This window comes from Spongiactinospora gelatinilytica, from assembly GCF_003236385.1.
In the GTDB taxonomy this organism is placed as follows: Bacteria; Actinomycetota; Actinomycetes; order Streptosporangiales; family Streptosporangiaceae; genus Spongiactinospora; species Spongiactinospora gelatinilytica.
Genome location: NZ_POUA01000037.1, coordinates 1 through 23,407, shown reverse-complemented (window position 1 = coordinate 23,407; position 23,407 = coordinate 1). Strand labels below are relative to the sequence as shown.

Sequence of the window (23,407 nt, the reverse complement as noted above, 5' to 3'; positions counted from 1 at the left end):
TCCTCCTCGCGCTCGCCGCCCCCGGGGGTGAGTACGCCGTGACCCCGCCATCCGCGCCGGCCGGCGCATCGTCCCGGCCGTCCATATCGACCAGGAGGAGGTCACGCGTCGTCCGGCAGTGGTTCGCCGGTCTCCAGCAGCGTCTTCAGGCTCGCCACCACGTTCGGCCAGCCGTGGCTGACCATCTCGGCCAGGGCCGATCCGGGCTCGAAGCCGTCGTGTACGACGGTGAGCTTCACGACCTGGGCGCCCTCCTCGATCGTGAAGGTGACCTTCGAGCGGGGCTCGCCGGACAGCCGGGCGAGCGTTTCCTCGTCCCAGCCGAAGCGCTTGGCGAGCTCAGGGGTGATCGCGTGCCAGGTGTAGGAGAGCCGGCTGTACGGTTCGGCCTCCAGCACGACCTGCTCCGGGTCGCTGATCAGCACGCCGTGGTTGTCCCAGGTCATCGGCGAGCCGACGGACCAGTCCGTACTGAACTCCGTGGCCCAGTAGCGGCGGGTGAAGGCGGGCTCGGTCAGCGCCTGCCAGAGCTTTTGCGGGGTGGTGCGGATGTAGGTGGTGTAGACGAAGGTCGGTGCGTCCATCGGGGTCTCCTCCAAGGCGAGTTTCAGGTCGGCCAGGGCTTGGACCCTGGCCCGGTCGTAGCGGCTGATCCATCGGTGGGCGATCTCGTGCACGGGCGCGGCGTTGAGGTAGTGCAGCTTCTCCCGGCCCCGCCGCACGGTGGCGACGAGCCCGGCCTCCTCCAGCACCGCGAGGTGCTTGCTGACGGACTGCCTGGCCATGTCGAGTCCGGCGCACAGCTCGCGCAGCGTCTGCCCGTTGCGGGCGTTGAGCGAGTCGAGCAGCGCGCGCCGGCTCGGATCGGCCAACGCCTTGAACACCTCGTCCATGCCCGCCCTCGCCCCCAGGTCGCCGTTCATCGATATGCAGCCATCCGGCTGCCTTTAATTTAGGCAGCCGGATGGCTGCCTGTCAAGGCATGCAGTTGCCAGAGATCAACTGAGGTTTTCCCCAGGGTGAGTGTGCAGCGAACCACATGGTCCTGCGCCGGGGCGCCTTCTAGCGTTCTCTCATGCCTCGGATCACGGCCGCGGTGCACTTGGTCGTGCTCTCGGGGGTCCCGGCACCGGCTCCCACCATGACCCCGCAGACCATCGATCGATAAGACGCGCCGGCCGCCCCGTCTGGATCACCGCTCTGCGGCTGCTCCCCTACCTGCTGACGGTGGCGCTGGTGGTGTGCTTTCCGGTGATCATGCTCGCGCTCGGAGTCGATCACAACTGGCGGCAGCTTGTCTACGTGTGGCCCGCACTGGTGGTATTGCCGGCGGCATCCGCCCTGATGGCCGCCGCTGTCATCGTCATGCGCCTCGCATCCATCAGGCGCCGCCGGCGACCGCGCATAGGCTCTTCCGGGTGATGGCGTCACTGCTTCCCACGCCAGGCGCACCGCACCGGCCTGCTGCTCGGCGGCATGACCGCGATCGTCGCGGTGTTCCTTCTCCTCGCGGTGGCACCTGCCGCCCTGGCCGCCGCCACCCGGCGACGCCCCCTGACGGGCCGGATCGCGAACCTGTCCAGCACGCTCACGGACCTGGAGCAGCGTCGCCTCGCGCGCTTCCTCGGCGGCGGTGTGCGTACCGCCTACGGCCCCGGTCAGGCGGTCGGTTACCTGGGGCTGCGTGCGCCGCTGGGGTTCCTGGCGCTCATTCTCTTCCTGCTCCTGGGCTATGGCCTGACCGCCACCGTCGCCATTCCGACAGGGTGGATCACCGGTGACATCGTCGCCGGCTTAGGCCGATGCCGTACCTCATCGGCTACCTGGTCATCGCCGGGAGCGTACTGCTGTTCCTGGACCTCCAGGGGCTCGCCGCCGTCGCCGCGTTCGAGCGCAGGCCGGCGCTGCGCTGCCTCGGCCCCACCCGCCAGGAGTACGAACTGCGCATCGCCCGGCTGTCGGAGAGCAGAGCCGACATCCTCACGACCGTCCACGAGGAGCGACGCCGGATAGAAAGGGATCTGCACGACGGCGTCTAGCAGCAACTGGTCGCGCTGGGCACGCTCATCGGGCGCGCCCGACGCGCCACGGACGGCCAGGACGCCCGTGATCTGCTGGCCGAGGCACACCAGCAGTCGCAAAAGGCCCTGGTCGAGCTCCGCGACGTGGCCTGGCGCGACACGGTAACGGCAGAGATCACCGGTTCGTGGGCGGCGGAATCGATGGTCGCCTCCGCTCAGTGCGTACCCGCGCGGTGATGCATCCCGTCGCGGACACTGCAAGGAGTACGGCCAGCACGGCCAGCAGCGGGTTGACGAACCCGGGGACGGTGTCGGCTCCGCAGGAGGTGTCACCGAGTGGCAGCAGGGTCTGCGTGCCACGGGAGGTCACCCGCTCGCCTGAGGGGGTGACGCGGCATACACCGTCCTTGACGTCCAGCATCCCGTCGTTGAAGTGGGTGAGGCCGTACCCGTAGGTCGCCACGGCGCCCAGCAGCCAGGTCCACGACCAGCGTGCCCACATCCGCCGCGGGCACATCGATCTGACCGCCGCGATCGCCGCCACGCAGGCGCCGGAGAGGGCCGGCGGCCCTGCGATCGTCAGGTACAGCGCGGCGATGAACACCGGCAGCAGCGCGAACTTCGGCGCGATCACGGCCGGCAGCAGCGACCCGCCGCCCAGGACGACGGCGGCCCACAGACCCGCGCGGCGCGGGCCGCCGGGGCGGGCCGCCGACAGCCATGGCACCACGAACAGCGCGATCAGCAACCCCGGCACGACCACCAGGGACACGAAGCCGAGCGCGCCCTCGCCGGACGTGACGACCGACACCACCGTCCCGCCGATCAGCGCGCCTGCGGCGGCCACCACGTGCTCCATACACTGAGCGAGTTTCACGAACGGTCCCCGCGCGGCGCGCCTGGAGTGCTTCCGGGGCCCTGGAAGTCCATCGGCAGCGCCTCTGTACTCGACGGCCGGACACGGCGGCCACAAGCTGCTGCTTCCGGACACTGCTGACGGCTCGGCATCGCTCTCACCGCGCCGCTGAGATCCGCGTGCTGATGCGCGGCGGGTACGCGGACGTTTGGGAGGACGTCGATGCACGCCTGGCAGACCGAGACATATTTCACCTGCCCGATAGTGAGCGACATTGCCTGACAATGCACGACCGCACCGCACGCGGGGGGACAGGAGCCCGGCGGGGAGAATGCTCCGGGGGCGGAACCCGCGATCAGCCCGGCGGCAGGTGGCCGCCGGCCTCGTACGGCCGCAGACCGCCGCCATCAGCGAGCAGTGGCCGCCTGACCACGCTCGCGCGGCCCGCCGGACATTCTTGGCGGCGGCCCCCCGGACGTCGCCGCTCGATCTCTGAAAGTTCGCCGAGGAGGGTGACGTCCCTCCGCCGAAAGGCTCCTCAAGAAGGCCGGGATCGAGGTCTTGGACCACCGCACAAGTACCCCTGGAGCACCAGCCGGCTGATCGGTGACAACGACGGCCCCTACATCGACCGCCCGATCTTCGCGCTGCCCGTCCCGCAGACCTGGGAGCACGACCCGGCCCTCGCCCTGGCCCGTTCGGCCACCGTCGCCGACGCCGTACGCGATCACGAGGAGACGATGCTGCCCCGCTGGACCGAGAGGCCAAGCTCTTGGAGGGTGGCGCCGAGCGACTGCTGAGCGACGAGCTACCCCACTTCGCCCAGGACGACGACACCCGCCCATGAAGACCACTCGCCGATCGGTTCGTACCGGAAAGATCCTGTTCGCCCGTAGGCCGTGGTCCGAACACCTATCGTTCCCCGTGCCCCATGAGATTGGCTCGGGCGCCTTTCGCGCCTACACCGAGCAGCACGGGCCATCGCCCAAAGGGAGCACAGCACATGGGTCACGGTCACCCTCACCCGCACCACCACGACCTGGACCAGGGCACGGCGGACGCGGACGTCCCCCCGGTGCTCGACCTGTCGGTCCCGGACGCCGAGTTGTCCCCCGCCGACGCCTCCCGCCGCGGCTTCCTGCGCCGCGCCGGGCTGCTCGGCGCCGGCGCCGCCGCCGCGACGAGCGTGCTGGCCGCCCCGGACGCGGCGCGCGCCCACGGCCACGGCCACCACGGCGGCAGGGGCGGATACCGGTGGCTCGCCGGCGACCACCACATCCACACCCAGTACAGCTCCGACGGCCAGTACCGGGTCATCGACCAGGCCAGGCACGCGCACGCCTACGGCCTGGACTGGATGGTCATCACCGACCACGGCGGGGCCGCGCACGCGAGGATCGGCGTGGAGAAGGTCAACCCCGACATCCGCGCCGCCCGCGACGAGCTCAGGGGCCTGCTGATCTACCAGGGCCTGGAGTGGAACATCCCGGCCGCCGAGCACGCCACCGTCTTCGTCCACCCCGGGCGCAACGAGGTGGCGGTGCTCAAGGAGTTCGAGAACGCCTACGACGGCTCGGTCAAGGGGGCAGGCGACTCGACCCCGGCGAACGAGGCGCTGGCCATCGCGGGGATCAAGTTCCTCGGCGAGCAGGTGCGCAGACGCCGTGTCGAAGGCGCGCTCTTCCTGGCCAACCACCCCGCGCGGCGCGGGATCGACTCGCCGCACGAGATCCGCGCCTGGCGCGACGCCGACCCCTCGGTGGCGATCGGCATGGAGGGCGCGCCCGGGCACCAGGCCGCCGGGCTGCCCCGGCCGACCGGCGGGCGGGCCCGCGGCTACTACGACAACAACCCCTCCCCCGGCTCCTTCCCCGGCTACCCGCTGGAGAGCTACCGCACCTGGGGCGGCTTCGACTGGATGACCGCGACCGTCGGCGGGCTATGGGACAGCCTGCTCGCCGAGGGCAAGCCGTGGTGGATCAGCGCCAACTCCGACTCGCACGTCAACCACCTGGACACCTCCCGGCGCGGTCCCGGCACCGACTTCGAACGCGACGGCAGGCACGCCGACCCGGTGTACGGGCCGGTGCTCACCGACGCCGGTGACTACTGGCCGGGCCAGTACAGCCGCACGCACGTCGGCGCGACGTCGTTCGATCACCGCGCGGTGATGGACGGCCTGCGCGCGGGGCGGGTCTGGGTCGACCACGGCGGCCTGATCGGCGGCCTGGACGTCCGCGCCCGGCACGAGGGCGACCGGCGCGGGCACTCCGGCACGCCGCTGGGCGGCGTCATGCGGGCACGGCGCGGCGCGAAGGTGGAGGTGACCATCGACATCGACCTGGCCACCACGCCCAACTGGTCGCAGTTCGTCCCGAGGCTCGCCCGGGTCGATGTGATCGCCGGGCAGGTGACCGGACCGGTCGCCGACCGCGACACCTTCACCGCCCCGACCGCGCGGGTGGTCAAGTCCTTCGAGGTCGGCGAGGCCACCGGCCGGGTGTCGTTCACCTACTCCTTCGGGCGGGCGGGCGAGCCGTTCTACTTCCGGATCCGCGGTACGGACGGCAAGCGCGGCGCGCCGGGCCTGATGGGCGCGGCGGTCGACCCGGCCGGGCCCGCGCTGGACGTGGCGGGCGCCGCCGACCCGTGGGAGGACCTGTGGTTCTACGCCAACCCGATCTGGGTCCTGCCGAGTTGATCGGGCTCAGTTTCGGGCACCGTACCGACCGGGACGCCGAGCACTGGCTGCGCCACGCGGTGCGCCCGCTCGGCCTCCCGGGCCTGGTCGCCTGCACGCACCTGGTGCGGCGGCCGTTCCCGCACGTGGCGGTGAGCCTGGCCACGGGCGGCGAGCCGCCGACCGGCCTGCCGGTGACCGCGGCCGAGCTGCGGGAGGCGGCCGGGCACGCCGCCGCCGAGCACGCCGCCCGCCGGTCCGGCAGGGCGGTGATCTATCCCGGCGTGGAGAGGCTGACCGGCACGCTGACGGTCGGCGAGGTGATCGCGCTGAGCGCCATCGAGCGGGTGACCGGGCTCGGCGGCCCGCCGCCGGAGCCTGGGACGGGACTCGAAACCCGTGACTTCGTCCGCCCGCAGTGGATGGACGGCCTGCTGACGCTGGTCACGGTGCCGGTGGCGGGCGGCCGGGTGGCCCCCTTCGAGGTACCGGACCCGACGCCCTGCTGCGCGGACCACTGACCCTCCGGAGCCTCGGCCGCGTACACGCAAACAGTGCGGAAACACGCCGGGCGGTTCGATGGGTGATCACGGGGCCGGGGCGGGCTGCACCGTTCCGGCCCCCGTGGTCCCTTTTCGCCCATCGGCTTTCGGAAAGGCATCCGCATGACTTCAGCAGAGGCTCATCCTTCACGGCGGGTCGCGCTCGGCCTGCTGGGCGCGGTTCCGCTCACCGCGGGCGGTGTGACGGCGTTCGCGGAACCGGCCGCCGCCGAGGAGTCCGCGGGCAACGGCGGAATCCCTGGGGACGTACGCCCGGGCGGGGCCTACGACAGGTTTCTCAAAAAGCTGGCCGACGAGGACGGGTTCTCCGGCACGGTGCTGATCAAGTACCACGAGCGCACGGTGCTGTCCAGGTCGTACGGCATGGCCGACAAGGAGCGCGCGATCCCGAACGGGGCCCGCACCATCTTCAACCTGGCGTCGGCCTCGAAGCCCTTCACCGCGCTGTCCATCCTGCAACTGGTCCAGGCGAACAGGCTCAAGCTCACCGACAAGATCGGCGACCACCTCGACGGCTATCCGGCCGAGACGGCCCGGCACGTGATGATCCACCACCTGCTCACCCACACCTCCGGCCTGGAGAGCAATGTTCACCTGCCGGACCGGATCACCAACAGCGTGCAGGAGGAAAGGGCGCTGCGCGAGATGGTCCACCGGGCCGCCAAGCCGGTGTTCACGCCTGGTGGCGACCACGCCTACAGCAGCGTCGGCATGTCCATCCTCGGGGAGATCGTCGAGAAGGTGGGCGGCGGCGGGTCCTTTCACGAGTACGTCGCCGAGAACGTCTTCCGGCGCGCGGGGATGACCGACTCGGCGTACTACACCCGCCCGGACTGGCTGAACAACGAGCGGATCGCGCATCCCTACATGTGGCAGGAGGACGGGCCCCGGGTGGACGCCGTCCGCAACCTGGACAAGGGCGCGGTGCTCAACGGGGGGAAGGGCACCAACGCGGCACGGGCCTGGATCGGCTCGGGCGGTGGCGGCGGCTTCTCCACGGCCCCGGACCTGGCCGCCTTCGCGCGGGCGCTGCTGAACGGCAGGCTGCTCGACCCCGCGCTGACCGAACTCTTCCTGAGCCCGAAATATCCCACCACCCCGCCCGGCGGGGGTGAGCGGCCGGGGCAGGGGTTCTCGGCGTACGGGGTGGTGACGAGCCTGATCGGCGGCCGGTTCCTGGCCGGGCACGGCGGCGGCATCGGGGGCGGGAACACCAACTGGACGATCTACCGCGACCGCGGCTGGATGGGGATCATCCTCTGCAACTACGATCTCGACATCCAATCGATCATCACCCGCGAACGCACCGCCATCCTCGGCCTCTGACCCCCAGGCCGAGGCGAGCGGGTCAGCCGCCGGCGGCGGGGAAGAAGGGGGCCCAGCGTTCGTAGGCGGCCTGGAAGGTCACGCCGGGCCGCCGCGGCGACCTCGGCCCAGGAGGCGCCGCAGCCGAGGGCCGTACGGACCGCGCGGGTCAGCCGCCGGTCGGCCACCGCGGCGGCGGCCGCGGTGCGGGCGACCTCGTCCAGCGCGTCGGCCGGATCGGCGTGCGCCCGCCACTCCTCCTCGATCTCCTCGGTGATCTCGGCGGGCGCGGTGCCGTACCGGTCGGCGTCGGGGACGTGTACCCGGTAGGCGTCCGGGTCGGCCTGTTCCGGCCAGGACACCCGCACCCACAGCGGCCCGCGCCAGCCGCACTCGCAAAGCCCGCGCCAGCCGAACGGCGGGCTTCTGGTCCGACGACCCGCGCCACCCGCTCTACCCCGGGTACCGGGCGCTGCGCGCCGAGCTGCTCGGCCGCCATCCCGATCTGCTGCTCGCGGCCGAAGGGTGGTGGGACGCGATGGTCGCGCTGTTCCCGCTCAGCCGGCAGTGGCTCGGCTTCGGCCGGAACTTCCGCGCGCCCGGCGTGCTCACCCGGTACGGCCGGACCACGGGCCACCTGGCCGAGGGCACCCCGGGCCGGGCAGCACCGGAGCGCACGAGGAGGGCTTTCGCGCCCGCCCGGCCGACCCGGCCGCTCACGGGGCACCTGCCCGTGGTCGGGATCGTCGGCGACACCCTCGCCGACCACGGCGAGGAGGTCGCCCGGATCTGCCGCTGGGCCGCGGCGCACCCCGCCTCCGCGCGGCGGGCGGTGGAGCCCCGCTGAACGCCGCGCGGAAGGCGCGCCGGGGTCAGAACTGGTCGTCGTCCACGTCGTGGCGGCGCGGGGCGCGGTCGATCGTCCGCTGCTCCTCCTCCCAGGGCAGCCGGTCGACCACGCTGATCCCCGGGCGGCCCGCCTCGACCTGGAACCGCGCGGCCGTGACCATCGTGGTCTCGCCCGGCTGCCAGACCGTGCTGACGACCTGGAGGGAGGCCAGCAGCCTGGCGGGGGTCACGTCGCACACGACGTAGCCGCGCCGGTTGCCGATGTACTTCCAGTGCGGGCTCTCCGCCATGATCGGATCGTAGACGCGGTGGAAGGCGACGGGGTCGGAGTCGCCGCCGGAGCTGATCGAGGTGCCGGTGATCTCCGCGCCCACCACCGGGGAGGCCGGGTCGTCGAAGTCCGGCTTCAGGTCGCACACCCAGGTGGCGTGCCGGTCGCCGGTGAGCACCACCGGGTTGGCCGTACGGCCGGAGCCGAAGAAGTCGAGCAGGCGGCGGCGCTGCGCCCGGTAGCCGTCCCAGTTGTCGAAGTCGAAGACCTGCTGTGGCCCGGCCATCCGGTCGTTGGAGGCCCACATCACCTGGTTGGCCAGCAGGTTCCACCGGGTGTCGGCCTCGGACATGCCCTTGACCAGCCATTCTTCCTGCTCGGGGCCGGTCATCGTGCGGGCGGGGTCCTCGGCCTCGGCCAGGGTGGCGGGCTGGTCGCTGCGGTACTGGCGGGTGTCGAGCACGTGCAGCGTGGCGAGCCGGCCAAAGCCCAGCCTGCGGTGCAGCCGCAGGTCGATCCCGCGCGGGCGGGCGGACCCGCGCAGCGGCAGGTGCTCGTAGTACGCCTGGAAGGCGGCGGCCCGGCGGGCCAGGAAGGCGTCCGGCGGCTGCTGGGCGGGGTCCTGCGGGATGTCGTCGGCCCAGTTGTTGTCGACCTCGTGGTCGTCCCAGGTCGCGATCCAGGGGAACGCGGCGTGCGCGGCCTGGAGTTCGGGGTCGGTCTTGTACTGCGCGTGCCGGTTGCGGTAGTCGGCCAGGGTGTACGGTTCGTCGTCGCCCTCGTGGGTGCGCACGGTCGTGGTCCGCGGGACCGACTCGTAGATGTAGTCGCCGAGGAAGGCGACGAACGCCAGGTCCTCCTGGGCCAGGTGGTGGTAGGCGGTGAAGTAGCCGTCCTGCCAGTTCTGGCAACTGGCGAAGGCGAAGCGCAGGTGCCGGTTGGCCTGGCCGGGGCGCGGGGCGGTACGGCTGCGGCCGACCGGCGAGACCTCCTCACCGGCCCGGAAGCGGTAGAAGTACTCGCGGTCCGGCCGCAGGCCGCCGATCTCGGCGTGTACGGCGTGCCCGCGCTCGGGCCGGGCGAGTTCCACGCCCTGGGCGCGGATCTGCCGGAACCGCTCGTCCTCGGCGACCTGCCAGCGCACCGGCACCGGGCGGTCGGGCATGCCGCCGCCGTCCAGGGGGCGCGGGGCCAGCCGCGTCCACAGTACGAAACCGCCGGGCAGCGGGTCGCCGGAGGCGACTCCGAGGGTGAACAGGCCGTGCGGCAGCGGGCCGCCGCCGTACGCCCGGACCGCGGCGGCCGCGCCGTCCGGGCCGGTCAGCGCGGGCCCGAACAGCAGGTGGCCCGCGGTCAGGACGGTGGCGGCCCCACCGGTGGCGAGAAAGCGACGGCGAGCATGATGATCAGGCATACTGCCTCCCCTGTGGGCTCCACAGAGGATCTCCACGCCGCGGTGAACACCCGGCGTCGCGCCACGCGGCGGAAAGGCGACGAGGGCGCGAACATTGATCGCCTTTTGCTCAGCCCGTCCGGACCGGCCGCCCTTCGGCGATGGCGCGCAGCGCGGCCAGGTGGCGGGCGTAGGCGTCCCGCCCGGTCTTGGACAGCGCCAGCCAGGTGCGCGGGCGCTTGCCGACGTAGCCCTTGGTGACCTTGACGTACTCCACCCTCTCCAAGATCGCGACCTGCTTGGAGAGGGCCGAGTCGGTGATCTCGACGGTGTCGCGGACGAAGCCGAACTCCGCCTTGTCCGCCGCGGCGAGCACGGCCATGATGGACATCCGCACCGGCGAGTGGATCACCTCGTCCAGCTCGTGCCGGGGATGGCTCACAGGCGCCTGCCCTCGGCGTAGGCGCCGGCGAACAGCGGCAGTGCCACGACCAGACCGGCCGCGACCACGATCGCCGGATCACGGACGCCCATCCCGGTGATCAGCGCGATGTAGCCCGTGTGCAGCACCGCCCAGACCGCCACCACGGTGAGGTAGCGGCGGGCGAAGCCGCGCGCCACCACGCGCTGACGGGCCGCGAAGACGCCGACCCAGGCGACGAAGCCCAGCATGACCGCCATCGGGAACACCAGGCTCCAGGGCCGCTCGGACAGCAGCGCGAACGCGGGCTCCACCACGACGGTGACCACGCCCCAGACGGTCAGCAGAGTGATCGGCCAGCGCGACCCGGCCCGCACCTCCCGGCCACGACGTTCGACCTCCAGCAGCGCGGTCCGCGCGTCGTCCGGCTCCATGTCCGCTCCCTTCGACACCGTGTCCATAGAATGGCAAGTACTTTCCTGATTGGCAAGTACATGACAACGGAGAAAGCTCGGAGGTCTTCGACCGGGTGTCAGATCCAGCCCTCTTCCCAGGCCAGGTGCGCGGCGGCGTGCCGGGAGGCGACGCCCAGTTTGGACATCGCCGCCGACAGGTAGTTGCGGACCGTGCCGGGGGCGAGGTGGACCTGCGCGGCGATCTCGTTGATCGACGCGCCGGTGCGGGAGGCGCGCAGCACTTCGAGCTCGCGCTCGCTGAGCGGGCACTCGCCCTCTGAGAGGGCGGAGGCGGCGATGTCGGCGTCGATGTAGCGCCGCCCGGCGGCGACGTCACGGATGATCTCGGCCAGCTTGGCTGCGGGAGTGGTCTTGGGCACGAAACCACGTACACCAGCCGAAAGCGCCCGGCGCAGTACGCCGGGCCGGGCGTGCCGGGTGATCAGGATGATGGGGACGTCCAGTTCGGCGCGGATCTCCTCGGCCGCGCGCAGGCCGTCGGCCGGGGGCATCTCCAGGTCCAGCACGGCGATGTCCGGGGTGTGCTCGCGGGCCAGCCGTACCGCGTCGGTGGAGGTGGCCGCCTCGGCGACGACGGTCAGGTCGTCCTCCAGTTCCAGCAGCGCGGCCAGCGCGCCGCGCAGCAGGTCTTCGTCATCGGCGATCAAGAGTTTGATCATCGGCTCACCACCCCGGCCTCCACCACCGGCAACGAGGCCACCACCTCGAACAGATCACCATCGCACTCCCAGCTCAACGCGCCCCCCGCGGCCTCCAGCCGCTCCGCCAGAGCAACCAGCCCACTCCCCGGCCCCGAAGCCGCCAGGGCGGCAGCGTCGGTACCTGGACGCGGGCCTGGCGGGGTGGCGGCGCCGTCGTTGGTCACGCGGAGTCGGGCGACGCCGTCGGTGACGCGGAAGTCGACCTCGGCGTGCCGGGCCCGGCTGTGCCGCAGGACGTTGGTGGTCGCCTCGCGCATCACCAGGCCGAGCAGGTGCCTGCCGGGCTCGGACAGCGGGCCGGAGCGGGGGTCCGGCGGGCGCTCCACGCGGGTGTCGATCTCGGCCGCGGCCAGTACCTTCGCCGCGTTGGCGATCTCCGCCTCCAGCGTCGTACGGCGGTAGCCCTGTACCACGGCACGCGTGTCGTCCAGCGCCTCGGCGGACAACCGGCGCACCTCCCTCATCTCGGCGGCGGCCCGCGCCGGGTCGGACTCCACGAGCCGGGCCGCCAGTTCGCTTTTCAGCGCGATCACCTGCAGGTGGTGTCCCTGGATGTCGTGCAGTTCGGCGGCGAAACGCAGCCGCTCGTCCTTGACCGCCAGTTCCGCGGCCAGGTGCCGCGCGTGGTTCAGCCGCTCGGCGATGTCCCAGGCCGACAGCATGCCGAGCGTCGTCCAGGCGGTGAAGGCCACCAGGCCGGCGGAGAACGCCGCCCCGGACCGCCACCCGTCGGCGGAGGCCAGGCCGCCCACCCCGCCCAGCGCCGCCGCGGCCACGACGGCGGCGGCGATCAGCGCCCACCTGCGCAGCGGCGGCACGAACATGGCGATGATCGAGACCATCAGCGCGGGCGCGAGCGGCCACAGCCGGTGGTCGCCCAGGGCGAGCGGGATCGCCGCGAGCGCGGCGGCGGCCAGGCTCCCGGCGATCAGCCAGGCGAGCGGCGGGCGTACCGCCCGGCCCTCCGGGGCGTGCCCGTCCCCGCCCCGGGGCAGCCGCAGGTGCAGCAGCACCCCGGCCGCCGTCACCATGACGGCCAGCGCCACGACGGCGACGGCCTTGCCCCACGGCGGGAGGGCGGGGTCGGCGATCCAGCCCCTGCCGAAGAGCACCAGAAACAGAGTGACGGTCCCGGTCAGGCTCCACCACGTGTAGCGGCGGAAGACCCCAAGGCCCGTGCCGCGCTCGCTCGGCCTCTCACGCACGCCGTCCATTGTCGCAGCCGAGCGCAGGGGGCTCGCGCTCACGGAGACGATGCCGGTCAGACGCCCGGATGTGCGTCGCGACGCCGGCCCGTCGCCGCGCCGCGCGCCGGGTCACCCGGCGTGCTGCTCCGACCAGGGCTGCCGGGGACGGCCGCGGAGCCGGTCGATGGCCGGGCCCGCGTGGACCGCGTACTCGCCCAGCAGCTCGGTGTGGGCCTCTTCGAGGCCGAGGATGACCGCGCCGAGCACCGTGGCCAGCGCGCCGACGACGCTGCCGGACACCGCCACGAACTCGTGCAGGGGCCGGGCCGCCGCCTGGATCGCGGTCACCACCTCGAGCGCGTCGCCGATCTCGCCGCCGATCACCACGAGGTCGGGATCGACCACGGCCGCGAGCGCGACGCACGCCCTGGCGACATCGCGCACGTAATCGTCGAGGACGGCCTTGGCCTCGGCCGAGCCGTCCGCGACGTCGGCCAGGATCGCCTTGACCACCTCGCCGACCGTGGCGTCCGCGGCCGGCGCCGCACGCGAGCGGTAGGAGTCGACCAGGCGGGAGGCCGCCAGCCGTTCCTCCATCGCGTGCCGGGAGACCTGCCCGGCGCCCTCGGCCCACGGGAACGGCAGCCGCGACAGCTCGCCCGCGGCTCCGTGCGCGCCCCGGACCAGGCGGCCCTCCGTGATGATCCCCGCGCCGACGCCGACGCCCAGTTGCAGGTAGGCCAGGCTGGGCACCTCGGCCCCCGCCCCGATCCGCATCTCGGCCACCGCCGAGCAGTTGACGTTGTTCTCCAGGCGTACCGGGCCGTCGTAGTGCCCGGCGAGCGTGCCCAGCAGGGCGGCGAGCGCGCCCTGCTCGCGCCCGGCGCCGGCGGGCGACACCTGCCGGCGGCCGGCGTCGATGATCTGCGGGACGGCGATCGTCACCGACCGCAGCCGGCCGCGGCGGTCGGGCCGGTCGCACCACTCGGCCAGCAGCCCGGCCGCCCGCTCCACGGTGGCCGGGGACAGCTCGCGCCGCCGGGCCGCGCCCGCCGGGCCCGGCTCGGCGACGGACACGTGCGTGCTCTCCGCCCCCGCGAGGTCCACGGCCATCAGATCGACGTGCGAGCTGCCGAGGTCGATGCCGAGCACCCAGCCCACCTCGCCGGCCGCCTCGAACAGCACGGCCGGCTTGCCGGTGACCGGGACGTGCCTGCCGTTGCGGCGGACGTATCCGGCCTTCTCCAGGGAGCCGACGGCGTCGTTGACGCTCGGCTTGGACAGACCCGTCGCGGTGAGCAGCCGGGGCCGGGTGGTGGACCCGTGCCCGAGCGTGTGGCTCAGGACGTGCCGCTGAGTCGGGGGCAGCTCCACGGAACGCACGTCGTCATCCAACCAGATTCGCGCCGGCCTCGGTCAGCGCGCGAACGGCGGCGGCGGAACTCGCCCTGGACGCGCCGAATGTCCGGATCACCCCGGCCGCGCCCGGGTATTCGGTCCCGGGATATCCCATGTCGACGACGACCAGGCGCGGCGCGCGCAGCCGCGCGAAGACCTCCACGCTGGCGGGATGCCGCGGCAGGTCGCGCACCACCGCCACCACGACGTCGGAGGGCGTGACGTCCGACAGATCCGGGTCCTCGTTGATCGGCGGGCTCAGCACCAGGTCGCGGAACTCCACGCCGGCCGCCCGAAGCTCCGGGCCGATGCCCCACGGCACCGGCCCGGCCGCGATGGACGTCCGGTCGTCGAACGTCACGACGTGCACGCCCGAGCCGGCGATCGACACCTCGCCCTCGGTCGCGGTCGCGCCCCACGCCGCCGCCGCGCCCATCGCGCGCTCGGCGGCGGTGTCGGACGTCCCGGGTACGCCCGGCGTGCCGGGATAGGCGCGGGCCATCGCCTCGACGCGCCGGCCGGCCTCGTGCAGCCGGTCGATCGCGAGCGCGCCGGACCTGGCGGCGACGACGATCGCGTCCACCACCGCCGTGGTCGCCTCCTCGTACTGCTCGGCTCCCAGGCACAGCAGGTCCACCCCGGCGCGCAGCGCGCCCACCGCGGCGGCCGGCAGCGAGCCGGTGTGGTTGAGCACGCCGTGCATCTCCAGCGCGTCGGAGATGAGGACGCCGTCGTAGCCGATCTCGTCGCGCAACAGCCGGCCGATCACCGTCCCACTCAGCGTCGTGGGCGCCTCGGTGTCCAGGCACTCGACGATGACGTGGGCGGTCATCATGCTCGCCGTGCCCGCCTCGGCGGCCCGGACGAAGGTCCGCAGGTGTCCGGACTCGAACTCGGCCCGGCTCGCGGGGACCCGGCCGAGCGCGAGGTGGGAGTCCAGCAGCGACCCGCCGAGCCCCGGGTAGTGCTTCACGCACGCCGCGACGCCCGCCTCTTGCAGGCCCTGGACCCAGGCGGCGGCGTGCTCGGCGTTGTCGCGCGGGCCGCGGCCGAAGGAGCGGGTGGTGAGCGGGCTGAGCGGGTCGGTCACGTAGTCGCCGATCGGCGCGAGGTTGTAGTTGATGCCGAGGTCGCGCAGTTCGGCGCCGATGCCGCGGCCCACCGCGCGGGTGGCGGCCAGGTCGCCGTGCTCGCTCAGCACCCGGTTGCCGGGATACGGGCTGCCCCGGTCGTGGTGGATCCGGGTGACGTCGCCGCCCTCCTCGTCGATCGCCACGATGGCGTCCGGGCGGACGTCCCTGATCTGCCGTACCAGGGCCGCCACCTGCTCCGGCGAGACGATGTTGCGGCCGAACAGGACGACCCCGGCCAGCCCTTCGCGCAGCCGGTCCAGCAGCCATGCCGGTGCGGTGGTGCCGGTGAAGGCGGGCAGCACGGTGCCGAGCGCGAGCCGGCGCAGGTCGGATGTCATACGGGTTGCTCCTCGTCGTTTCGCAGTGCCAGCCTGGCGAGCCGGACGGCCCCGTGGACCGGCTCGGTGCCGAGGACCGACAGTGGCAGGGACACGTCCAGATCGGCCAGTCCGGCGGCGAACGCGGCCCGGAAGGCGGGTTGCTTGACCATGACCGCGCCGGCCCCCACGACGGCGTCGGCCCGCACCCTGAGGCGCAGCGCCGTCGCGACGTTGCCGGCCAGCTTCCGGGCGTTGCCGGCGATGGCCTGCCGGGCGGATTCGGATCCGGCCTCCGCGCACGCGAAGACGCCGGCCGCGAGGTCGCCCAGCTCCTCCTTGGACCGCTTCAGCGCGGCGGGCAGCCGACGGGCGTCGGTGAGGGCGAACGCCCCGGCCACGAAGGGGCGCAGCACCGGGTCGTCTTCCCCGCGGTCCAGGTGGGCGGTGTAGCGCCGCAGCGCGTCGATCACGATGCGCGGCGCGCTGCCGTGGTCGCCGAGGAGCCAGCCCCAGCCGTCGGTGAGCACCGTGCGGCCGTCCGCGGTACGGCCTCCGACCGCGGCGCCGGTCCCGGCGATCACCGAGAGCGCGTGGTCGTGCCCGCCGGCCAGGCCCACGAGCAGGACGTCGTTGCAGACCTCGACCTGCGCGCCGGGACCGAGTTCGGCGGCCACGGCGGCGGCGAGTTCCCTGGTCAGGGCGTCGGAGTCGCAGCCTCTCGCGCCCACGCCCACGGCGATCGGCAGCTGCGGGGCGACCTCGCGCAGGACGTCGCCGATCAGGCGGGCCCGGCCGGTCGCGGGCAGGTCGTTCCAGCCCGGGTTCGGCCGGGTCTCGGCGGCGACGGGTTCGCCGGTGGCCGCGTCCTCCACACGGACCCGCAGGTAGGAGCCTCCGATGTCGAAGCCCGCGACACCGCGGCGCGGCCGGTCGAGGGTGTTCACGCGGCGGTCTCGACCTTCGTGTCGATGCGGGTGAAGATCGGATCTTCGGGGCGGCGGCCGATGGCCGCGCACGCCTCCTGCACGACCATCTGGCAGATCACGCTTGCGGCGATGGACAGCTCGGCGTCGGTCATGCCGCGCAGGGCGATCTGGTGCAGCGGGCCGGTCCCGCCGTACTCGATCGGGCCGGTCCCGATGAGGTGGACCGTGGCCCCGTGGTCGGCGAGCTGCCGGGCGAGCAGCGCCTCGGCCCCCCGGTTCACGATCAGGTGGACGCTGCCCGGCTTGGCGCTGTCCATGAATCCGTGCAGGTAGGAGCGGGTGTCGTAGCTCGCGGCGGGGACCGCGGCGCCCTCGCGGAACAGCAGCGCCGCCCCCTCGGCCGCGGCCACGCCCGCTCCGGAGGAGACCACGTCGATGTGTCCCGCACCCAGCAGGTCCGCCGCGATCCGGCCCGCGGCGGCGCGCCGTTCCCGCATCACCCAGGCCACCCGTTCGCCGAACGCGCGCCAGCGCGTCTCGTTCACACCGCCGGTGAGATGCTCGGCGAGCAGCGCCATGGCCAGCGCGGTCGCGGTGTAGCCGACGGTCGAGACCCGCGAGTCGGCCACGCCGCCCAGCCACAGGAGCCGCGGCGTCAGGTCCGAGACCGGCGAGGGCACCCGGTTGACCACGCCCATCCGCGCGTCCGCGGGCACCGCCGACAGCGCGCGGACGATCTCGACGCTGCGCCCGGACTGGGAGATCCCCAGGTACATCGTCCCCGGCCGGACCTGGGCGGCGGTGAAATCGGCCCCGGTCAGCAGCTCGCACGGTACGCCTCCCGCGGTGAGCCCGGCCACCAGCACGTGGGCGGCGGCGCGGCTGGCGCCGATGCCGAAGGCGACCACGCGGTCCACCTCACTCTCGCGGTGCCGGTCGAGCCGGCCCGGCAGGGTCGTGGCGAGGTCCGCCAACGCCTCGGACTGGCTGTGAAACGCCTGGTCGAAGGTGTTCCACGGAGAAACTGGTGGATTGCCGGTTGCTGTAGCCATATTAGTAAGGTAACTTACCTTACTCAGGATCGTCAAAGAGCCGCTGATCCTGTGGAGGTGCACCCCAATGAACGATCGTTTCCCGCCATCTCGCCCGGGCCGCCGTTCGGTCCTGGCCATGCTGGCCCTGACTCCCGTCGCCGGAGCGCTGGCCGGCTGCGCCACGGGCGGAAGCCGGCAGTCCCCCGCCGCCGCCCCGACCGGAAGTGCCCAGGCCGGCAATCCGTTCGGAGTGGCCTCGGACGCGCCCCTGGAGGTCGTCGTCTTCGACGGCGGCTACGGGCAGGAGTACATCAAGGTCCCTCTCGACCTGTACCGAAAGAAGCACGCCGCGGCCAAGATCACCCAGTCGGCGACCCAGCAGATCCAGCAGTCCCTGCAGCCCCGCTTCGTCGCGGGCAACCCGCCGGACGTGGTCAACAACTCCGGGTCCAACGCCATCGACTACGGCGCCCTGGTCGGCGACAAGGCACTGCTGTCCCTGGCGCCGCTGCTGACGGCCCCCTCCTGGAGCGACCCGGCGGTCACCGTGGGCGACACGCTGCGGCCCGGCGTGGTCCAGGTCGGCACGCACGACGGGCAGTTCGTCGTGCTGAACTACTCCTACGGCGCGTACGGGGCGTGGTACAGCACCTCGCTGTTCGAGGAGAAGGGCTGGACCTACCCGCAGACCTGGGACGACTACCTCGGGCTCTGCGACAAGATGGCCACCGCGGGCATCGCCCCCTGGACCTACCCCGGCCAGTTCCCCTACTACATGTTCTGGTGGCTGGCCTCGCTGATCTACAAGGCCGCCGGGCCCGAGGTCATCGACAAGATCAACAACCTGGCGCCGGACGCCTGGACCGACGACCGGGCCGTCGCCGCGCTGCGCGCCTTCGAGGCGATCCCCGCCAACGGCTGGGTGCTGAAGGGCAGCTCGGGGCTGAACCACACCGACGCCCAAATGCAGTTCCTGAACGGCAAGGCCGGGTTCGTGCCGGGCGGTTCCTGGCTGGAGAACGAGATGGGCGACAGCGTCCCCAAGGGCTTCGACATGGCGATCTGCCGTGCGCCCTCGATCGGCAAGGACGACGTCAAGCCGTTCGGCTCGCTGTGCGCCAAGGCGGGCGAGCCGTACGTCATCCCGCGCAGCGCCGCCAACACCGCGGGCGGCCTGGAGTTCCTGCGCGCGATGCTCTCCACCGAGGGCGCGGAGAACTTCATCGCCAAGGCGGGCACGCTGTCCTCCAACCGCGACGCCAAGCCGCCCAAGGACGCCAAGCACGGCCTGACGTCGATCGACGCCGCCCTGAAGGAGGCCGGCGACAACGTCTTCGGGATCACGGTCGACACCCGTGACAGTCGGCTGTGGAAGGACATCGCCAACCTGATGGGCCGGTTCATGAACGGCGACATCAAGGCCGACCAGCTCGCCAAGCAGGCCCAGAGCCTCACCGACAAGGCGCGCGGCTAGCGCCGGGACGAGCACCCTCATGCGCAAGACGCACCAACGCCGCGTCATCATCGGCTTTCTCGCCGCGCCGGTCCTGCTGTACACGGTGTTCGTGGCCTCGCCGTACGTTCAGGCGTTCTACATCGCCCTGACCGACTGGCGGGGCCTGTCGGCCGAGATCGGGCTCATCGGCCTGGGCAACTTCACCGAACTGTTCGGCGACCCGGTGTTCTGGCAGGCGCTCCGCAACAACCTGCTGCTGCTGGTGACCCTGCCCATCGTCACCATCGGGGTGGGGTTGTTCCTGGCCTTCATGCTCAACGCGGCGGGCGGGCCCCGGAGCGGGGAGATCCGGGGCGTGCGGGGCGCGAAGTTCTACCGGGTCGTGTACTTCTTCCCCTACGTCCTGTCGATCGCGATCATCGGCGTGCTGTGGAAGAACATCTACAACCCGATCAACGGCCTGCTCAACGGCGCGCTGCGGGCCGTCGGGCTGGAGGAGGTCCAGCCGTCCTGGCTCGGTGACGAACGGCTGGCGTTCTGGGCCGTGCTCGCCGTGCTGGTCTGGAACGGCATCGGCTTCTACGTCGTACTGTTCACCGCGGGCATCAAGGCGATCCCCGCCTCGCTGCTGGAGGCCGCGGTGCTCGACGGCGCCTCCAGGACCCAGGTCTTCTTCCGCATCACGATCCCGTTGATCTGGGAGAACATCCGGACGGCCGCGGTCTACCTGGGCATCGCCGCGCTGGACGCGTTCGCCGTCGTCCAGATCATGACCGGCGGCGGGCCGAACGACTCGACCCAGGTCGGCTCGTTCTACCTCTACCAGAACGCGTTCTCCTACGGCCGGTTCGGCTACGCCTCGGCGATGGGCGTCGTGCTCTTCGTCGTCACCCTGGCCCTGTCGGCGTTCACGCTGCGGGCGACCCGCAAAGAGAGGATCGAGTTCTGATGGCCACCGCCACGCAGGCCCGGGTGAGCAGGCGGGACGCCACCGGCCGGGGGAGGCCGCGTTCCGGCCGGGGCGGGGGGCCGACGATCGCGGTCGCCCAGGCGTTCCTGGTCCTGTGGGCCGTCATCTCGATCCTGCCGCTGCTGTGGGCCGTGGCCAGCTCGCTGAAGTCCGACCCGGAGATCGTGGCCGACCCGTGGTCGCTGCCGGGTTCGCTGCGCTGGGAGAACTTCGCCCGGGCCTGGGAGACGGCGTCGATCGGGACGTACTTCGGCAACACCGTCCTGGTCGTCGGGGGCGGTGTCGTGCTGACCCTGCTGCTGTCGGCGATGGCCGCGTACGTGCTGGCCCGTTTCGAGTTCCGGCTCAGGAGCGCGCTCTACTACTTCTTCATCGCCGGCATGACGTTCCCGGTCTTCATGGCGCTGGTCCCGCTGTTCTTCGTGGTACAGAACCTGGGGCTCGGCAACTCGCTGACCGGCCTGGTGCTGGTCTACACCGCGTACTCGCTGCCGTTCTCGGTGTTCTTCCTGGTGGCCTTCTTCCGCACGCTGCCCGAGGAGATCGCCGAGGCGGCCAAGCTGGATGGCTGCGGCGAGGCCGCGATCTTCTTCAAGATCATGCTGCCGATGGCCAAGCCGGGACTGATCAGCGTCGGGATCTTCAACTTCATCGGCCAGTGGAACCAGTACCTGATCCCGCTCGTGCTCGTCAACGACGACAGCAAGTTCGTACTGGCCCAGGGCCTGGCCAACCTCGCCGTCGAGCAGGGCTACGCGGGCGACCGGTCGGGGCTGTTCGCCGGGCTCACCATCGCCATGGCCCCGATCCTGATCGTCTACGCGCTGCTGCAGGGCAGGGTGCAGGCGGGCATGACGGCGGGCGCGCTCAAGTGAGGCCGGGCCGCCCGCCGATCAGGTGGCGGGCGGCCCGGTGCGGCTCTAGGTCTCGGCTCTAGGTCTCGGCTCTAGATGAGGCCGAGGGCGAGCATCGCGTCCGCGACCCGGCGGAAGCCGTCGATGTTGGCGCCCGCCACGTAGTTGCCCGGCATGCCGTACTCGTCGGCGGTCTGCAGGCAGCGGTCGTGGATGTCGCTCATGATCTCCTGGAGCCGGTGCTCGGAGAACTCGAAGGTCCATGAGTCGCGGCTGGCGTTCTGCTGCATCTCCAGGGCGCTGGTCGCCACGCCGCCCGCGTTGGCCGCCTTGCCCGGCCCGAACGCGACGCCCGCGTCCAGGAACACCTTGATGCCCTCGGGCGTGGTCGGCATGTTGGCGCCCTCGCCGACCGCGACCAGGCCGCCGGCCACCAAGGTCGCGGCGTCCTTGCCGGTGATCTCGTTCTGGGTGGCGGACGGCATCGCCACCTCGCACGGGACGTCCCAGACATTACGATCGGGCACGAACGTGGCCCCCTCGCCGCGCCGCGCCGCGTAGACGTCCAGCCGGGCGCGCTCGACCTCCTTGATCTGCTTGAGCAGTTCGAGGTCGATGCCCTTCTCGTCCAGGATGTAGCCGGAGGAGTCGGAGCAGGCCACCACCAGGCCGCCGAGCTGGGTCACCTTCTCGATGCTGTAGACGGCCACGTTGCCCGAGCCGGAGACCACGACCCGCCTGCCGTCGAACGACGTGCCGCGCGCCTTCAGCATCTCCTCGACGAAGAAGGCGCACCCGTAGCCGGTGGCCTCCTTGCGTACCTGCGCGCCGCCGTACGCCAGACCCTTGCCGGTGATCACGCCGGACTCGTAGCGGTTGGTGATCCGCTTGTACTGGCCGAACAGGTAACCGACCTCCCGCCCGCCGACGCCGATGTCACCGGCCGGCACGTCGGTGTACTCGCCGATGTGCCGGTAGAGCTCGGTCATGAAGCTCTGGCAGAAACGCATCACCTCGCGGTCGGAGCGACCCTTGGGGTCGAAGTCCGAACCGCCCTTGCCGCCGCCGATCGGCAGCCCCGTCAGGCCGTTCTTGAAGATCTGCTCGAAGCCGAGGAACTTGACGATGCCCAGATAGACCGAGGGGTGAAAGCGCAGGCCGCCCTTGTAGGGGCCGAGCGCGCTGTTGAACTCGACCCGGAAGCCACGGTTGATCTGCACCTCGCCGCGGTCGTCCAGCCACGGCACACGGAAGATGATCTGCCGTTCGGGCTCGCAGATGCGCTCGATTATCTTCGATTCAGCGTATTCGGGGTGCTTTCCGAGAACCGGGCCGATGCTTTCGAGCACCTCGCGTACCGCCTGGTGAAACTCGATCTCACCGGGGTTGCGGCGAAGGACATTGTCGTAGATCGACGACAGTTTCTCATGCAACACATGCTCTCCCAGCTCAGTCATATGCGCCCCCCACTTTACGGGCCGCCCGGCAGTGGGCCGGACCCGGCCTTCGGCGTGCCGCCGGGTGAACGCGACGGCGGCATTCGCGCTGGCGGGGCGGCCCCGCCGTACGGCAGGATCGCCTGCGTGAACGAGAGCGGTGCGGAGCATGAGGAACGACTGCTCGCCGGTGCGCGGCGGGGCGATGAGGCGGCGTTCGAGGAGCTGGTGCGGCGGCACCGCGGAGGGCTTTACACCCACTGCTACCGGATGCTCGGCTCGCCGCACGACGCCGAGGACGCCCTGCGGGAGTCGCTGGTGGCCGCCTGGCGCGGGCTGGCCGGTTTCCAGGGCGACGGCCCGGTGCGCGCCTGGCTGTTCCGGTCGGCGACCAACGCCTGCCTGCGCGCCTCGGCGCGGCGGCCGCGGCGGATGCTCTCCGAGGAGTACGGCCCGGCCCGCGAGGACGTCCACGACCTCGGAGAACCCGTGCCCGGCCCGGTCTGGATCGAGCCACTGCCCGCCCGATCGCAACAGAATGCGCCGGACCCGGCGGCGCACCTGCGCCGCGAGAGCATCGAACTGGCCTTCGTGGCCGCGTTGCAGCGACTGCCCGGCACCCAGCGCGCGACGCTCATCCTGAGCGACGTACTCGGATTCGGCGCGGCCGAGGTCGCCGGGATGCTGGACACCACCCCCGCCTCGGTGGGCGGCGCGCTGCAACGGGCACGAGCGGTGGTGGACCAGCGGACACCGGACCCCAGCCAGCGCTCCGAACTGTCCGCCCTGGGCGGCGACGGCCGCCGAGCCCTGGTGTCGGCGTTCGCCTCGGCCTGGGAGCACGCCGACGTCCCGGCACTGCTCGCCCTGCTCACCGAGGACGCCAGGATCACCATGCCGCCACTGCCCGCATGGTTCGAGGGCCACACGGACGTGGGCCGCTTCCTGTCCGAACGCGTCTTCGCCACCCCATGGCGGCTGCTCCCCGTCACCGCCAACGGGCAACCGGCCTTCGCCTGCTACCGCCACGACGGACGGCACTTCCCCCTCTGCGCGGTGAGCGTACTCAACCTGCGCGGCGGCCGAATCTGCTGGATCGCCGGCTTCACCGACCCACACGTCGCACAGACCTTCGGCGTCCCCACGCAATTCCCCAC

General features: G+C 72.0%; 24 protein-coding genes. 11 read left to right on the top strand and 13 right to left on the bottom strand.

Annotation, left to right across the window (positions count from 1 at the left end):
- Positions 1–101 precede the first annotated feature (101 nt).
- Complete coding sequence (locus C1I98_RS07630; RefSeq protein WP_233507404.1) at positions 102–923, bottom strand: ArsR/SmtB family transcription factor; 822 nt, start codon at positions 921–923, stop codon at positions 102–104.
- A gap of 304 nt (positions 924–1,227) precedes the next feature.
- On the opposite strand from C1I98_RS07630, the gene C1I98_RS07625 reads away from it, so the two are divergent.
- Complete coding sequence (locus tag C1I98_RS07625; RefSeq protein ID WP_111166369.1) at positions 1,228–1,422, top strand: hypothetical protein; 195 nt, start codon at positions 1,228–1,230, stop codon at positions 1,420–1,422.
- A gap of 380 nt (positions 1,423–1,802) precedes the next feature.
- Positions 1,803–2,039, top strand: coding sequence for a sensor histidine kinase (locus tag C1I98_RS07620; RefSeq protein ID WP_111166368.1), 237 nt, complete (start codon positions 1,803–1,805; stop codon positions 2,037–2,039).
- 157 nt (positions 2,040–2,196) lie between these two features.
- Here C1I98_RS07620 and C1I98_RS07615 read toward each other — a convergent pair whose 3' ends face one another.
- Positions 2,197–2,880: a hypothetical protein gene (locus C1I98_RS07615; RefSeq protein ID WP_111166367.1), complete on the bottom strand. Its 684-nt coding sequence runs from the start codon at positions 2,878–2,880 to the stop codon at positions 2,197–2,199.
- Between the two features lie 509 nt (positions 2,881–3,389).
- Between C1I98_RS07615 and C1I98_RS07610 the strand changes: the two genes are divergently transcribed.
- The 4 genes from C1I98_RS07610 (at position 3,390) to C1I98_RS07595 (ending at position 7,446) form a co-directional block, all read left to right on the top strand.
- Positions 3,390–3,677 (top strand): hypothetical protein, encoded by a 288-nt coding sequence (locus tag C1I98_RS07610; RefSeq protein WP_199536790.1) that lies wholly within the window; start codon positions 3,390–3,392, stop codon positions 3,675–3,677.
- A 203-nt stretch (positions 3,678–3,880) separates the two neighbouring features.
- Complete coding sequence (locus C1I98_RS07605) at positions 3,881–5,578, top strand: PHP domain-containing protein (RefSeq protein ID WP_111166366.1); 1,698 nt, start codon at positions 3,881–3,883, stop codon at positions 5,576–5,578.
- Complete coding sequence (locus C1I98_RS07600) at positions 5,575–6,078, top strand: hypothetical protein (RefSeq protein ID WP_199536789.1); 504 nt, start codon at positions 5,575–5,577, stop codon at positions 6,076–6,078. Before C1I98_RS07605 ends, C1I98_RS07600 begins: the two co-directional genes overlap by 4 nt.
- A gap of 144 nt (positions 6,079–6,222) precedes the next feature.
- Complete coding sequence (locus C1I98_RS07595) at positions 6,223–7,446, top strand: serine hydrolase domain-containing protein (protein ID WP_111166365.1); 1,224 nt, start codon at positions 6,223–6,225, stop codon at positions 7,444–7,446.
- Here the strand turns inward: C1I98_RS07595 and C1I98_RS07590 are convergent.
- Positions 7,386–7,787: a hypothetical protein gene (locus C1I98_RS07590; protein WP_111166364.1), complete on the bottom strand. Its 402-nt coding sequence runs from the start codon at positions 7,785–7,787 to the stop codon at positions 7,386–7,388. The genes C1I98_RS07595 and C1I98_RS07590 overlap by 61 nt on opposite strands.
- Positions 7,788–7,963: 176 nt before the next feature.
- Between C1I98_RS07590 and C1I98_RS07585 the strand changes: the two genes are divergently transcribed.
- Entirely contained in the window at positions 7,964–8,272 is a 309-nt protein-coding gene (locus C1I98_RS07585) for a hypothetical protein (RefSeq protein WP_111166363.1), read from the top strand.
- A gap of 25 nt (positions 8,273–8,297) precedes the next feature.
- On the opposite strand, the gene C1I98_RS07580 is transcribed toward C1I98_RS07585, so the two are convergent.
- The 9 genes from C1I98_RS07580 to C1I98_RS41245 all read right to left on the bottom strand — a co-directional run bounded on the left by C1I98_RS07580 (position 8,298) and on the right by C1I98_RS41245 (position 17,552).
- The gene (locus tag C1I98_RS07580; RefSeq protein ID WP_111166362.1) at positions 8,298–9,959 is read right to left on the bottom strand and encodes an alkaline phosphatase D family protein; all 1,662 of its coding nucleotides are present in this window, start codon (positions 9,957–9,959) and stop codon (positions 8,298–8,300) included.
- 109 nt (positions 9,960–10,068) lie between these two features.
- Positions 10,069–10,380 carry a winged helix-turn-helix domain-containing protein gene (locus tag C1I98_RS07575; protein ID WP_199536788.1) on the bottom strand — a complete coding sequence of 104 codons (312 nt, stop codon included), beginning with the start codon at positions 10,378–10,380 and terminating at the stop codon, positions 10,069–10,071.
- Positions 10,377–10,793 carry a hypothetical protein gene (locus tag C1I98_RS07570; protein WP_111166361.1) on the bottom strand — a complete coding sequence of 139 codons (417 nt, stop codon included), beginning with the start codon at positions 10,791–10,793 and terminating at the stop codon, positions 10,377–10,379. Before C1I98_RS07570 ends, C1I98_RS07575 begins: the two co-directional genes overlap by 4 nt.
- Before the next feature lie 98 nt (positions 10,794–10,891).
- Positions 10,892–11,494 carry a response regulator gene (locus C1I98_RS07565; protein ID WP_111166360.1) on the bottom strand — a complete coding sequence of 201 codons (603 nt, stop codon included), beginning with the start codon at positions 11,492–11,494 and terminating at the stop codon, positions 10,892–10,894.
- The gene (locus C1I98_RS07560; RefSeq protein ID WP_199536793.1) at positions 11,491–12,750 is read right to left on the bottom strand and encodes a sensor histidine kinase; all 1,260 of its coding nucleotides are present in this window, start codon (positions 12,748–12,750) and stop codon (positions 11,491–11,493) included. Before C1I98_RS07560 ends, C1I98_RS07565 begins: the two co-directional genes overlap by 4 nt.
- 102 nt (positions 12,751–12,852) lie before the next feature.
- Positions 12,853–14,106 carry an ROK family transcriptional regulator gene (locus tag C1I98_RS07555; protein ID WP_111166359.1) on the bottom strand — a complete coding sequence of 418 codons (1,254 nt, stop codon included), beginning with the start codon at positions 14,104–14,106 and terminating at the stop codon, positions 12,853–12,855.
- Positions 14,107–14,110: 4 nt separating this feature from the next.
- The gene (locus C1I98_RS07550; protein WP_111166358.1) at positions 14,111–15,592 is read right to left on the bottom strand and encodes a glycoside hydrolase family 3 N-terminal domain-containing protein; all 1,482 of its coding nucleotides are present in this window, start codon (positions 15,590–15,592) and stop codon (positions 14,111–14,113) included.
- Positions 15,589–16,518 (bottom strand): BadF/BadG/BcrA/BcrD ATPase family protein, encoded by a 930-nt coding sequence (locus C1I98_RS41250; RefSeq protein WP_158557955.1) that lies wholly within the window; start codon positions 16,516–16,518, stop codon positions 15,589–15,591. The genes C1I98_RS07550 and C1I98_RS41250 overlap by 4 nt, the downstream gene beginning before the upstream one ends.
- Positions 16,515–17,552 (bottom strand): hypothetical protein, encoded by a 1,038-nt coding sequence (locus tag C1I98_RS41245; RefSeq protein WP_158557954.1) that lies wholly within the window; start codon positions 17,550–17,552, stop codon positions 16,515–16,517. Before C1I98_RS41245 ends, C1I98_RS41250 begins: the two co-directional genes overlap by 4 nt.
- 67 nt (positions 17,553–17,619) lie before the next feature.
- Between C1I98_RS41245 and ngcE the strand changes: the two genes are divergently transcribed.
- Genes ngcE through C1I98_RS07530 form a run of 3 tightly spaced genes read left to right on the top strand, consistent with a single transcriptional unit; the run spans position 17,620 to position 20,835 of the window.
- Positions 17,620–19,008 carry an N-acetylglucosamine/diacetylchitobiose ABC transporter substrate-binding protein gene (gene ngcE, locus C1I98_RS07540; protein WP_111166357.1) on the top strand — a complete coding sequence of 463 codons (1,389 nt, stop codon included), beginning with the start codon at positions 17,620–17,622 and terminating at the stop codon, positions 19,006–19,008.
- 19 nt (positions 19,009–19,027) lie between these two features.
- Positions 19,028–19,939 (top strand): carbohydrate ABC transporter permease, encoded by a 912-nt coding sequence (locus tag C1I98_RS07535; RefSeq protein WP_111166356.1) that lies wholly within the window; start codon positions 19,028–19,030, stop codon positions 19,937–19,939.
- Positions 19,939–20,835 carry a carbohydrate ABC transporter permease gene (locus tag C1I98_RS07530; RefSeq protein WP_111166355.1) on the top strand — a complete coding sequence of 299 codons (897 nt, stop codon included), beginning with the start codon at positions 19,939–19,941 and terminating at the stop codon, positions 20,833–20,835. The genes C1I98_RS07535 and C1I98_RS07530 overlap by 1 nt, the downstream gene beginning before the upstream one ends.
- Positions 20,836–20,906: 71 nt before the next feature.
- Here the strand turns inward: C1I98_RS07530 and gdhA are convergent, their stop codons facing one another.
- The gene (gene gdhA / locus C1I98_RS07525; RefSeq protein WP_111166354.1) at positions 20,907–22,271 is read right to left on the bottom strand and encodes an NADP-specific glutamate dehydrogenase; all 1,365 of its coding nucleotides are present in this window, start codon (positions 22,269–22,271) and stop codon (positions 20,907–20,909) included.
- On the opposite strand from gdhA, the gene C1I98_RS07520 reads away from it, so the two are divergent.
- Positions 22,272–23,407: RNA polymerase subunit sigma-70 (locus C1I98_RS07520; RefSeq protein ID WP_111166353.1), on the top strand; the 1,136-nt coding region annotated here is incomplete at its 3' end.

What these genes read in the sequence shown, in the direction of transcription:
- C1I98_RS07630 (WP_233507404.1), bottom strand. Translation starts at nt 923, where the DNA reads ATGAACGGCGACCTGGGGGCGAGGGCGGGCATGGACGAGGTGTTCAAG.
- C1I98_RS07620 (WP_111166368.1), top strand. Translation starts at nt 1,803, where the DNA reads ATGCCGTACCTCATCGGCTACCTGGTCATCGCCGGGAGCGTACTGCTG.
- C1I98_RS07615 (WP_111166367.1), bottom strand. Translation starts at nt 2,880, where the DNA reads ATGGAGCACGTGGTGGCCGCCGCAGGCGCGCTGATCGGCGGGACGGTG.
- C1I98_RS07605 (WP_111166366.1), top strand. Translation starts at nt 3,881, where the DNA reads ATGGGTCACGGTCACCCTCACCCGCACCACCACGACCTGGACCAGGGC.
- C1I98_RS07595 (WP_111166365.1), top strand. Translation starts at nt 6,223, where the DNA reads ATGACTTCAGCAGAGGCTCATCCTTCACGGCGGGTCGCGCTCGGCCTG.
- C1I98_RS07585 (WP_111166363.1), top strand. Translation starts at nt 7,964, where the DNA reads ATGGTCGCGCTGTTCCCGCTCAGCCGGCAGTGGCTCGGCTTCGGCCGG.
- C1I98_RS07580 (WP_111166362.1), bottom strand. Translation starts at nt 9,959, where the DNA reads ATGCCTGATCATCATGCTCGCCGTCGCTTTCTCGCCACCGGTGGGGCC.
- C1I98_RS07570 (WP_111166361.1), bottom strand. Translation starts at nt 10,793, where the DNA reads ATGGAGCCGGACGACGCGCGGACCGCGCTGCTGGAGGTCGAACGTCGT.
- C1I98_RS07565 (WP_111166360.1), bottom strand. Translation starts at nt 11,494, where the DNA reads ATGATCAAACTCTTGATCGCCGATGACGAAGACCTGCTGCGCGGCGCG.
- C1I98_RS07560 (WP_199536793.1), bottom strand. Translation starts at nt 12,750, where the DNA reads ATGGACGGCGTGCGTGAGAGGCCGAGCGAGCGCGGCACGGGCCTTGGG.
- C1I98_RS07550 (WP_111166358.1), bottom strand. Translation starts at nt 15,592, where the DNA reads ATGACATCCGACCTGCGCCGGCTCGCGCTCGGCACCGTGCTGCCCGCC.
- C1I98_RS41245 (WP_158557954.1), bottom strand. Translation starts at nt 17,552, where the DNA reads ATGGCTACAGCAACCGGCAATCCACCAGTTTCTCCGTGGAACACCTTC.
- ngcE (WP_111166357.1), top strand. Translation starts at nt 17,620, where the DNA reads ATGAACGATCGTTTCCCGCCATCTCGCCCGGGCCGCCGTTCGGTCCTG.
- C1I98_RS07535 (WP_111166356.1), top strand. Translation starts at nt 19,028, where the DNA reads ATGCGCAAGACGCACCAACGCCGCGTCATCATCGGCTTTCTCGCCGCG.
- C1I98_RS07530 (WP_111166355.1), top strand. Translation starts at nt 19,939, where the DNA reads ATGGCCACCGCCACGCAGGCCCGGGTGAGCAGGCGGGACGCCACCGGC.
- gdhA (WP_111166354.1), bottom strand. Translation starts at nt 22,271, where the DNA reads ATGACTGAGCTGGGAGAGCATGTGTTGCATGAGAAACTGTCGTCGATC.